Genomic DNA, 11,352 nt, shown 5'->3' with positions numbered 1-11,352 from the left:
CACGTAAACGCCGGGCCTGCTGGCGCGTTCAAGGCCGTCAGTTCCCGGGCAAGCCCGGTCCCACAGGGGTACGGCTCATTTCTGTAGGAATGGGGGGCCGGCCTTCCGGCGAAGCCCGCGAATGAATTGCACTGCAAAGGTTGGATAGGGCGTCTAACTTCTTGGGGGTAGTCCAAGGGAGTGGGGTTACAGGTTCACGTGGCCATTGATGCAGGTGGTGACCTCGCCGCCCAGCCAGATGCCTTCAACGCAGCGCTGCACATGCACCCGGCCGGCGCAGCCTAATACGGTGCCTTGGCTGACCACGTACTGTTCGGGCGCTAGCCCTTCCCGGTAGAACCACTGCGCAATACCGGCATTCAGGCTGCCGGTGACCGGGTCTTCGGGCACGCCTTCGCCGGGGATAAACGCTCGCACTTCGAACTGGGCCGCTACACCGTCAACATCCGGGTTCCATGGGCCAACCACGCCGAGCACCAAACCTTCAAGGGCGCTGTAATCAGGCTTCAGGCCGAGTACCGTCTGGCGGTCTCGCAGCCGCAAGGCCAGCCAACCGGGCCCGTTGTCGACCCATTGGGCGGCAACCACCTCGTCGGTACGCAGCCCCAACCCACGGCAGGCCTGTTCAAGCTCCGCCGTGCTAGGCGGGCCTGTACGCACCAACGGCGGGCACAGAAAGGCTAATTGGCTGCCCTGCCGGCGCACCTGAATCAAACCGGCGCCGCACTCCTGAACAATGTGTTCGCCTGCCGGTTGCCCACCGGCCTCCAGCCACACGTGGCAGGTGCCCAACGTTGGGTGCCCGGCAAAGGGCAATTCCCGTACGGCGGTGAAGATGCGTACCCGGTAATCCGCGCCCGGCACCGTGGGCGGCACTACAAAGGTGGTTTCACTCAGGTTCGTCCAGCGCGCAAAGGCCTGCATCTGCGCATCGCTCAGCCCGTCGGCATCCACCACCACGGCCAGCGGGTTACCCAGCAGCGGCTGGGCGGTGAAGACATCCACTTGTTTGAAGGGGCGTGAACGAACCGTCATAAGGAGCACCTGTGAGTAATGGCCAGGGCTTCCATGTTAGCCCAGAAGAGTTGGTCTAGACTGGTTTCTGACCCCTTCTCCTACGGATGCTTCGCATGTGCCAGCACTTCCCGCGCCACGCCCTCATGTGCCTGATTCCCCCCTACCTGCTGGACCAGATCGCTCGCCACGGCAGCAAGGAGCAACGCGAGGCTGCCCTGCGCACCCGCGCCAAGGACACCACCTTCCGCTCCCTGCGCATGGCGGCCCAGCCCACGCGCCCGCGCCCCCAGGCCGCTGCCACAGCCTTTGTGGGCCTACGCCGGTCCATCTACACTGCCAACGGCAGTGAAACCCTGCCCGGCACCCTAGTGCGTGGCGAAGGCCAACCGGCCAGTGGAGACGTGGCCGTGGACGAGGCCTACGACGGCCTGGGCGCTACGTTCAACTTCTTCTCCGAGGTATTCGATCGCAACTCCATCGACGACGCCGGGTTGGCCCTGGACGCCACCGTGCACTTCGGCCAGGCCTATAACAATGCCTTCTGGAACTCCGCCCAGATGGTCTTCGGCGATGGCGACGGCGCCCTCTTCAACCGCTTTACCATTGCCCTGGACGTGATCGGCCACGAATTGGCCCATGGGGTAACCGAAGACGAAGCCAAGCTGATGTACTTCAACCAGTCCGGTGCGCTGAACGAAAGCCTGTCCGACGTGTTCGGCTCACTGATCAAACAGTATGCCCTCAAGCAATCCGCCGAAGACGCCAACTGGCTGATTGGCGAAGGGCTGTTTACCAAAAAGGTGAAAGGCGTGGCCTTGCGCTCCATGAAAGCCCCAGGCACGGCCTTCGATGACAAGGTACTGGGCAAGGACCCACAGCCGGCCCATATGGACGACTTCGTGCACACCTTCGATGACAACGGCGGGGTGCACATCAACTCGGGCATTCCCAACCATGCCTTCTATCAGGTGGCTACCCGTATTGGCGGAAATGCCTGGGAAAAGGCCGGGCGCATCTGGTATGACACGCTGCGCGACCCCCGCCTGCGCCCCAACACCGGCTTCCTGCGCTTTGCCCGTATCAGCTTCGACGTGGCAGGCCGTTTGTACGGCACCGACAAGGGCAAAGGCCCTCAGCAAGCGGTGAAAGAAGGCTGGGCGGCGGTAGGGATCGACGTATGATTCAACCCTGACTTTCCTGGAGCACCAGCCATGCGTATCTCGTACCGCGAAACCGGCGGAGTGGCGTTTTTTCCCGGCCTGAACAAGCCCCGCACCGTGGAAGTGGAGGCGCTGCCCGCGGCAGACCAGCAGGAACTGCGGCAACTGGTAGAAGCCTCGCGGTTCTTTGCCCTACCCCAAAGCCGCGAGCCCGCCAGCAGCCCACGGGGTGCCCAGCATTACACCCTCACGGTCAGCGAGGGTGAACGCGAGCACACCGTGTGCCTGCCTGCCCCGGTGCAGGCCGGCCCCTTGCAAGGGCTGGTGCAATGTGTGAGGCGGCACGTCGGCGAGTAGCCCTCTACCCTGCGGTCAGGCCTGCGCCTGGGCCAGCCCGTTCAGGGTATCGGCAATGCTCTTGGTGCGCTGCGCGGTGCCCTCGGTGGCTCGGTTCGAGCCTTCGAGGGTGTCGAGCATGTTTCTCAAGGTATCCACCGCACTGGACTGGTCCTCGATCTGCTGGGCCACCCGTTGGATCTCTTCGGACAATTGATCGATGTCTACCCCAATCTCGGCGGCGTTCTTGCGGGTGATGCCGGCCAGCTTGCGCACTTCATCGGCCACCACGGCGAACCCCCGGCCCATGTCCCCTGCCCTGGCGGCCTCGATGGCGGCGTTGAGCGCCAGCAGGTTGGTCTGGCCGGCGATCTGTTGAATCACCTGGACGATGGACTGGATGCGCAGGCTGGACCCTGCCAAGGCTCGGGCGCCCTGCACCGCCTCACCCGCTTGTGCGGCCAGGTTCTCAACGGTAACGCCAGCGTCCCCGGCCACAGCGCTTTGCTGTTCGATGGTGCCCGCCAAGTCATCCATGGAGCGGTGCAGCTCCCCTGAGTAATGCCGGATCTGTGTGGCCATGGAGGCTTGCAGCTCGCTAGCCTGCGCCAGCACCAGGCCCAAATCATCCAACCCGCTGAACACCGGCACAATGGCTTCGTCCAGCCCGCGGGTGTCCAGGGCGCTGGCAAAATCGTTGGCTTTGAAGGCCATGATCTGTTTGACCACCACATGGTTCAGGCCGCTCAGCTTCTTGATCTGCCGACGCAGGAAGAACGCTTTGAATTCACCATAGTGGGCAATGAAATTGTCCACGTACTCGTCCGTGAAGCTGGCGCCCTTATCCACCTTGAAGAAGAAAATAGCAGTCAGGGTTTGGTTGAGGTTCAAACCTAGAATTTCCCCAAAGGTGGAGAACCCCGCCAAAGGCACGTCGCCAAACACACCGGCCATGCCCGGCAGGTCCTTGCCATTGTTCAGGCGCCGCAGGATGCAGTCGTTGAGTAGCCCCGCTACCGGCTGACCGCCCTTGCCTTGCAGAAAACGCTCGTAATCCGTGCGGGTGGCCTCACGCAGGGGCGTGCGCTTGACCATCACCAATTCTTCGCCAGGCGCCACATCGCAGAACAGTTTGATGATCTGGTGTTGATAGTCGATCTGGGCAATGGACCGTACGAACAGCTCATCCCCCACGCGAATAGCGAACGAATAATCGGCCAGCTTCTGCTCAAGGGTGGCATGGTTGCATTGGAATGCGTCGCACAGCGCTTGCACCATGCTCTTGATGTTGCCTTTGCTGTCGATCACCTGGTCGATGGTGCGGTCTTCTACCGAGGCGGTGAGCACGCTGAACGTGAGGCCGGCGGGCTGGAAGTTCTGGCTTTTGAACACGCCAAAACGCACCTGTGGCGCGGTTTTCAGAAACACGATCTGGGCGTGGTTCTGGTAGCTGCGCTGGCCATCGTGGATGAAGGTGTGCTTGAAGTCCCCTTTGCCCCCGGCAGAGCCCCCCACGAACAGGCAGGGAAAACGGCCAGACTCGTACAAGGCTTCCATGAAGAAGGATTCGGACGCCGACAGCCCGTCAAACAGCACATAAGCCAGGGTGTCCCGGTGGTCGAGCGCGGTGCATATCGAGGTTCGGTTGATGTTGGCCACCAGCTTGGCAATGCGCTCGCGCATGCCCAGCCGTTTACCGCCATTGCGGATGTCTTCACATTCCAGCGGCACCATCACCACTTCAGCCGACGCGATCACGGAGGTGTCGAACAGTTGCAGCACCAGCCGGTCCCAGCGTTCGCCGGTGGCGCAATACAGCTGGCCGAGGCCTCCGCACAGCTCGCCGGAAGTGGTACACAAGCTGATCGCAGCCTGGGGGTAGCGCGCCCGAACCTGAGCGGCGATCTGGTCAATGTCCAGGTGAGGTGAGACAAAGCCCGTGACCAGCACGGGCGCAATGCGCGTGGCCGCCAGTGCCCCCTTGAGTTCGTTGGCGGTACAGGTGAGGCTGGTCACGCCATGTGCCTGGGCACGTCCCTTGGCAAAAAAATTGAATGGGTTCATGGCTTGGCTCGATCCAATAAAGGTCATCGCGCCCTGAAATGGCGCATGTTCTTTCGGGTATCGGCCAAGCCCGCCATAGCTAAAGCGGTGCGGCAATCTGACTCGGCACCCCTGGCTATTGCACCTGGTCAGGGGTGACCACCACCCAGTTCTTGTCCGCCGTCACCGGCAGCCCCGCGGCTTCCTGCGCCTTAGCATTGTGCTGGATCATCCCGTTGAGCTGGTCCATGTACTTGGTTTTGCGGTTGATCCACAGGTGGATGCCGCCTTTGCTCACGTCCACGCTGTGGAACAGCATGTAGCCGTCACTGGTGGGCGTGTCACCGGCCACCAGTACGGGCTTTTTCCATTGGTCAATGTAGGTCAGGATCGCCGCTTGCTTGCCCGCCATCCAGGTAGCAGGCGTCCAGAGGTAGGGCGTGAGCTCCAGGTTGAGGTTGGCCTGGGGGGTATAAGCGCCTGCAGTGATCTGCTTGCGGGCCGTGGTCAACTCACCGGTAGTACGGTTCTTGAGCAGCGTGGTCACGCCAATCACATTCTCAGGCTTCACGTTGTACCCATATTTAGGGTCTGCCGCGACCATGCGTACCAGCTCTTCTGAAGCCGCGCTGATGACATACACCGCAATGCCGTTTTCCATCAGCTTGTTGTACAGCTCCACTTGGCCGGCGAATACCTTGGGCGGTTGCACGTCCATGGCGGTGACCTTGTCGCCGTCCAGGTACATGGCCGGAATAGGCTTGCCGTAGGCCATCAGCTCGTCCACATAGCCTTTGAGTTCCTTGAGGGTGAACCCGGCAAACACCTGTGCCACCCAGGGGTAGCACACCATGTCGTCCACTTCGCACAACCGGTAGTAGTAGCTGAACAGGCTTTCCTTGTGGTCTGCCGTGTCTTTGAAAGGGATCAGCTTAAGGGAGGGGTCGAGCGTTTCCCGGGTAAGCACGCCTTTCATTTCCAGAAACGGCAGCAACGACTCTTCCAGGTCGTAGCGGTAACTGGTGTTGTCCATGTCAAACACCGCGTAATTGCCTTTGTTGGCATTGGCGGCAATCATCGCGTCCAGTTGCTTGGCCGCTTCGGGTGGCCAGTGCTTGAGTTCGGTGGCGGCCAAGCTTGGTAGGGAAAGGGCAAGGCAACAGGCTGCGGCGATCAGCTTCATAGGTAGGGTTCCTGGCGTGGTCCGGGGACGCTATCAGAGCGGTGTGACAGGCCCATGCCAGGTGCGACGACGGCTATCGTGTTTGCGGCAAGGCCCCTACCCGAACGCCACCACGGCTTCTACCCCTTCCCCCTGTGTGTAATGCCGCAAATGCCCCAACGCCGTGCCTGCGTCGGTAAACAGGTGGCACCGCCTGCCACTCACGCCTACCGCCAACGCCTGGCCTGCCGTCACGGGCAGGTGCCCTTCGCCTTTCACCGTAAATTCCTGGCCATCGCCGGTCACGGCGTGGGTGAAGGTTTCGCCGCCCAGGTGTTCCACTACCACCGCCGTGGCCGCGATACGGGCATCGCCTTGGCCGTTGGCGTACAAATGCTCAGGGCGCAGGCCCAGCGTAAGGGAGTCACCTGGCTGCACCTGCTCACCTCGCACCGGCACCAGCAAGGGCTCCCCGCCTGGTAGGCTCACCTGCACCCCATGGGCGCCCACCGCCAGCACTGGCACCGTGAGAAAGCGCATCTGTGGGGAGCCGATAAACCCGGCCACAAAGCGGTTACAGGGGTGGTGGTACAGCTCAAGGGGCGAGCCGACCTGTTCGATGCCGCCTTTGTTGAGCACCACAATCTTGTCGGCCAGGGTCATGGCCTCCACTTGGTCATGGGTCACGTAGATCATGGTGGCCTGCAATTGGGCGTGCAGCTTGGCGATTTCGATGCGCATCTGCACGCGCAGGGAAGCGTCCAGGTTCGAGAGCGGCTCATCCAACAGGAACACCTGGGGCTCGTGGACGATGGCCCGGCCGATCGCCACCCGCTGGCGCTGCCCCCCGGACAGGGCCTTGGGCTTGCGCTGCAACAAGGGCTCCAATTGAAGAATGCGGGCAGCCTCGCGCACTTTTTCATCGATACGGGGCGTGGGCACCTTCTGCATTTTCAAGCCGAAAGCAATGTTGTCGTACACCGTCATGTGCGGGTACAGCGCATACGACTGAAACACCATGGCCACGCCGCGATCGGCGGGTTCCAGCACGGTCACGTCACGGGCGCCAATATGAATACTGCCGCGGGTGATGGTCTCCAGCCCGGCGATGCACCGCAGCAGCGTGGACTTGCCACACCCAGAGGGCCCCACGAATACCACGAACTCCCGGCTGGCGATGCTCAGGTGGATGTCATGCAGCACGTTGATGTCGCCGTAGGCTTTTTCCACACCTTGCAGGCTGAGCTCGGTCATGGTCGGTTTCCTGTCGTTATTGTTTTAAGCCAGGGGGTCAGTGCGCTTACCTTGACAGCACCCGTTTTTTCTCTACGATCATTTGTAATTCCAAAAATACAAATGTCAAGGAGCGGGCATGAAAGCGGCGTACATACATGGGATACGTGACATTCGTGTGGGTGAGCGGCCGCAACCCGTGCCGGGCCCTGGCGAGATTCTGCTGAAGGTTAGCGCGGTGGGCATTTGCGGCAGCGACCTGCACTACTACAAGGAAGCGGCCATCGGCCACGCGCGTATTACTCAACCCTTTATCTGTGGCCATGAGTTCGCTGGCTACATTGTGGACGACCACCCCCAATACGGGCTCAAGGCCGGGCAACTGGTGGCAGTGGACCCGGCCAAGCCGTGTGGCCAGTGCGAGTGGTGCCACCGGGGCCACGTGAACCTGTGCCCCCATGTGCAGTTCCTCGGCTCCCCGCCCAACCTGCACGGGGCCATGACTGAGTACATTGTGGTATCGCCCACCCAGGTATTCCCCGTGCCGGAGCACTTCACCAGTGTGCAGGCCGCCATGCTCGAACCCCTGGGCGTGGCCATCCATGCCATGGACCTGGCCAAGTCCAAGCGGGTGCTGGAAACCGTGGCGATCATCGGCTGTGGCCCTATCGGCCTGTGCCTGCTGCAACTGGCGCGCATGAACTGCAAGGATGTGATCTACGCCATCGACCCCATCGCCTACCGCACCGGCAAGGCTACGGAGCTTGGGGCCACCCAGGTGGCGGCGCATCACAGTGCCATTGCCGAGTGGACCAACGGCCGTGGCGTGGACCTGGTGATGGAGGCGACCAATTCGCCGGAGGGTTTCCAGATTGCGGCGGAGAGCGCCCGCATCGGTGGCCGGGTCGTGCTGGTGGGCATTCCCGACGGCGACCAGTACACCCCCCTGAGTGCCTCCACCCTACGCCGCAAAGGCCTGGACGTGCGGATGTCCCGGCGCATGGGCCATGTGTACGACCGTGCGATCAAGCTGGTGGCCGAAGGCCGGGTGGACGTGGATTGCCTGGTCACCCACCGGTTTGAACTGGACCGCGCCGCAGACGCCTTCGAGTACCCCGCATCGTTTATCGACGGGGCGCTGAAAACTATCATCCTGCCTACGGCTTAGGCCGCCTCGTACAGGCTTACGTCACACCACCACAACAACAAGAGGTTTTGCCATGAACAAACCCGTTTGCCGGGCCCTGGCCCTGAGCATCGCCCTGGCCAGCGCTGGCGCCCACGCCTGGACACTGGAAGAGGCCGCCAAGCCCTACAAGGGCACCACCATCAAGGCCATTTTCCTGGACCGCCCTGGCTATGCCGCGGCGATCAAGCTGCTGCCCCAGTTCGAGCAGGCCACAGGCATCAAGGTGCAATACGAGACCGTGCCCTACGAAAACAGCCGCGAGCGCGAGGTATTGAGTTTCACCTCGGGTGACGAGCTGGACGTGGTGCTCACCGATGTGGTGTGGATCGGGGAATTTGCTGGTAACGGTTGGCTGGAACCTATCAAAACGTTCACGGGCAACCCGGCGCTGGCCGATCCTGCCTTGAACCTCGACGGCTTTTTCCCCATCCTGCTCAAATCCTTCGGGGGGTGGGGCGATGACACCTATGGCCTGCCGTTCGATAACTATTCCGGCTTGCTGTTCTACAACAAATGCATGCTCAAGGACGCCGGTTTCGATGCCCCGCCCGCGACCTGGGACGAACTCCTCCACACCTATGCACCTAAACTGACCCATGCCGACAAGGGCCAGTACGCCTATGCGCTGCAGTCTCGCCGGGGCGAAACCCAGTCGGCCGACAGCTTCATGCGCATGCTGTGGCCCTTCGGCGGCTCGTTGCTGGACGCCAATTTCAAGTCCAACCTCAATTCGAAGGAATCCCAGGCCGGGCTGCAATTCCGCCAGGACCTGATGAAGTTCATGCCTCCAGGCATCGTGGACTACGACCACAACGAGTCGGTTAACGCCTTGGCCCAAGGCAAGGTGGCGATGATTACCGAGTGGTCAGCGTTCTACGGCACCCTGGCCGACCCCGGAAAATCCAAGATCACCGATTGCCTGGCGGTGGCCACCGAACCCAAAGGGCCAGCCGGGCTCAAGCCGGCGCTGGGCGGTTTCTCCCTGGGCGTGAACGCCAACAGCCCGGACGAGAAAAAGGCCGCAGCCTGGCTGTTCATTCAATGGGTGACCTCCGACGCCATGGCCAAGCCCTACCTGGAAGCAGGGGGCGTGAGCGGGCGCAGTGCCGTTTACAAAGAGGCGGACGTGCAGAAGCGCTACCCCTTCGTACAACCCATGGTGACCTCATGGGAAGGCGGCGTGCCGGACTACCGCCCACGCTTCCCGGAGTGGCCAGCCGTGAGCGAGGTGATTGGTGAGTACGGCACCAACATGATGCTGGGCAAGCAAAGCGTCAGCGAGGGTGCCAAAGCCATTGGCACACGTGTGGAGGGCATTCTTGAGAAGGCCGGTTACTACAAAGGCGACAAGCCCCTGCGTAAATAACCCCCATGGGCGCTGCGCAAGGTAATGGCGCGGCGCCCTGGTTCAAGGCGATCGCTCAAGGAGGCTGGCATGGCTGGCACACCCCTCAAGCACCTGGGCCCTGCCCTGTGGAACAACACACGGGCGGCGCTGGCGTTTCTGGCACCCGCTACCGTGGCATTGGCACTGATCGGAATCTTTCCCACCGTGTTCGCGCTGGTGAACTCATTCCGGCAATACAACCTGGCGCGGCCTAAAGACCCCACGCCTTTCATTGGCGTGGACAATTACCTGAGCGTGCTTCAGGACGCGTCGTTCTGGGCAGCGCTGGGCCGTACGTTCGGGTTTCTGCTCACAGTGGTGCCGGTGCAACTGGCCTTGGGGCTGATCATTGCCTTGCTGTTGCATAAACCGGGGCTCGGTGGCGTCAAGCTCCTGGCACGCATGAGCCTGGTGGTGCCACTGGCCACGGCACCCGCGGTGGCTGGCCTGATTGGGCGGCTGATCTTCAACCGCGACTTCGGCGTGGCCAACGCGTTGCTGGGCATGGCAGGCGCCGGGCCGGTGGAGTGGCTGGGGGACCCACTCAACGCGTTCCTGGCCGTGGCCCTGATGGACGTGTGGCAATGGACACCGTTCTGCGCACTGGTGCTGCTGGCCGGGCTGAGCATGGTCCCTACGGAAGTGGAAGAAGCCGCGCGCCTGGAAACCCGCAGCCGCTGGCAGGTGCTGCGCCATGTGCAACTGCCGTTCCTGTTGCCCAGCGTGACGGTGATCCTGATATTGCGCACTGCAGACGTGCTGAAGATGTTCGACACCGTCTTTACCATGACCCGAGGCGGGCCTGGCGCCGCTACTGAATTGGTGAGTGTGTACATCCAGCGGGTAGGCTTTCGGGTATTCGACCAGGGGGTGGCCTCCGCCCAGGCCATTCTGCTGCTGATCCTCACTATTGTGCTGGCACGGCTTTATATCCGATTCGTGTACCGGGAGGTGTGACATGACGACCTTTGCCTACTCATCGCAGGCGGTGGCCCGGCCCCGCCGACACCTCCATGCCTGGCACCTGGTCGGCCTGCTGGCCATTGTGCTGTTCGCCGTGTTTCCGTTCTATTGGATGGTAGCCACCAGCATCAAGACCCAGGCCGAAGCCCTTGCCTCGCCCCCGGTGTGGCTGTTCACGCCCCACCTGGACAATTACACCAAAGTGCTGTTCGAGCGGGACGTGCTGGCCAGCTTGGGCAACTCGCTGATCGTCGCGCTTAGCACCACGGCGCTGGCGGTGGGCCTTGGCACCCCGGCAGCCTACGCCTTGGCCCGGTTCGAGTTTCGCGGCAAGCAGGACCTGTGGTTCTGGTTCATCACCAACCGCATGCTCAGCCCCATCGTAGTAGCGTTGCCGGTGTACCTGATGGCCCGCACGCTGAACCTGATCGACACCCACCTGGTGCTGATCCTGGTGTACCTCACCTTCAACCTGCCCATTGTGGTGTGGATCTGCACAGACCAGTTCAGAGGCGTGCCCAAGGACCTGGACGAAGCCGCACGGCTGTCAGGGGCGTCGCGCTGGGCCATCTTCTGGCGCATTGCGTTGCCGCTGGCCATGCCAGGGGTAGCGGTGTCGGCCATTTTCTCGTTCATCTTCTCCTGGAACGAGTTGCTGTATGCCCTGGTGCTGACCCGCACAGCCGCCCGCACTGCGCCCGTCAGCGCCACCAGTTTCATGAGCGGCTACGACCTGCCCTGGGGCGAGATCACCGCCACGGGCACCCTGATCGTGTTCCCGGTAGTCATTTTTGCGTTGATGGTGTCCCGGCATCTGGTACAAGGGCTGACCATGGGCGCCGTGAAGTAGCGCGCCCGGCTT

9 protein-coding genes and 2 pseudogenes are annotated in these 11,352 nt (G+C 62.1%); 6 read left to right on the top strand and 5 right to left on the bottom strand.

Going from position 1 to position 11,352, the window contains the following annotated elements; genetic code table 11:
* Positions 1–186 precede the first annotated feature (186 nt).
* Positions 187–1,035: a PhzF family phenazine biosynthesis protein gene (locus tag HBH25_RS14145; protein WP_168084561.1), complete on the bottom strand. Its 849-nt coding sequence runs from the start codon at positions 1,033–1,035 to the stop codon at positions 187–189.
* Positions 1,036–1,130: 95 nt separating this feature from the next.
* Here HBH25_RS14145 and HBH25_RS14140 point away from each other — a divergent pair, with 95 nt between their 5' ends.
* Together HBH25_RS14140 and HBH25_RS14135 are read left to right on the top strand one after the other, a co-directional pair.
* Positions 1,131–2,198, top strand: coding sequence for a M4 family metallopeptidase (locus tag HBH25_RS14140; protein ID WP_168084560.1), 1,068 nt, complete (start codon positions 1,131–1,133; stop codon positions 2,196–2,198).
* A gap of 30 nt (positions 2,199–2,228) precedes the next feature.
* Positions 2,229–2,534, top strand: a complete 306-nt coding sequence (locus tag HBH25_RS14135) for a protealysin inhibitor emfourin (RefSeq protein ID WP_168084559.1) — start codon at positions 2,229–2,231, stop codon at positions 2,532–2,534.
* Positions 2,535–2,549: 15 nt separating this feature from the next.
* Here HBH25_RS14135 and HBH25_RS23770 read toward each other — a convergent pair.
* The 4 genes and pseudogenes from HBH25_RS23770 to HBH25_RS14120 all read right to left on the bottom strand — a co-directional run.
* Positions 2,550–2,906, bottom strand: a pseudogene (locus HBH25_RS23770) (methyl-accepting chemotaxis protein); the annotation flags it as partial.
* Between the two features lie 564 nt (positions 2,907–3,470).
* Positions 3,471–4,577 (bottom strand): annotated as a pseudogene (locus HBH25_RS23765) (FIST signal transduction protein); the annotation flags it as partial.
* A 115-nt stretch (positions 4,578–4,692) separates the two neighbouring features.
* Complete coding sequence (locus tag HBH25_RS14125; RefSeq protein WP_168084557.1) at positions 4,693–5,739, bottom strand: HAD family hydrolase; 1,047 nt, start codon at positions 5,737–5,739, stop codon at positions 4,693–4,695.
* Between the two features lie 96 nt (positions 5,740–5,835).
* The gene (locus HBH25_RS14120; RefSeq protein WP_168084556.1) at positions 5,836–6,972 is read right to left on the bottom strand and encodes an ABC transporter ATP-binding protein; all 1,137 of its coding nucleotides are present in this window, start codon (positions 6,970–6,972) and stop codon (positions 5,836–5,838) included.
* Between the two features lie 118 nt (positions 6,973–7,090).
* On the opposite strand from HBH25_RS14120, the gene HBH25_RS14115 reads away from it, so the two are divergent.
* From HBH25_RS14115 to HBH25_RS14100, 4 genes are all read left to right on the top strand, one after another.
* The gene (locus HBH25_RS14115; RefSeq protein WP_168084555.1) at positions 7,091–8,119 is read left to right on the top strand and encodes a zinc-dependent alcohol dehydrogenase; all 1,029 of its coding nucleotides are present in this window, start codon (positions 7,091–7,093) and stop codon (positions 8,117–8,119) included.
* Between the two features lie 52 nt (positions 8,120–8,171).
* Positions 8,172–9,506 (top strand): ABC transporter substrate-binding protein, encoded by a 1,335-nt coding sequence (locus HBH25_RS14110; protein ID WP_168084554.1) that lies wholly within the window; start codon positions 8,172–8,174, stop codon positions 9,504–9,506.
* 69 nt (positions 9,507–9,575) lie between these two features.
* Complete coding sequence (locus HBH25_RS14105) at positions 9,576–10,484, top strand: carbohydrate ABC transporter permease (RefSeq protein WP_168084553.1); 909 nt, start codon at positions 9,576–9,578, stop codon at positions 10,482–10,484.
* A 1-nt stretch (position 10,485) separates the two neighbouring features.
* Positions 10,486–11,340, top strand: coding sequence for a carbohydrate ABC transporter permease (locus tag HBH25_RS14100; RefSeq protein WP_168084552.1), 855 nt, complete (start codon positions 10,486–10,488; stop codon positions 11,338–11,340).
* The last annotated feature ends 12 nt before the right edge of the window (positions 11,341–11,352 follow it).

The organism is Pseudomonas quercus, from assembly GCF_012033695.1.
Taxonomy (GTDB): domain Bacteria; phylum Pseudomonadota; class Gammaproteobacteria; order Pseudomonadales; family Pseudomonadaceae; genus Aquipseudomonas; species Aquipseudomonas quercus.
Note: the sequence above shows the minus strand (reverse complement) of the source record. Positions and strands in the feature narration are given on the sequence as shown.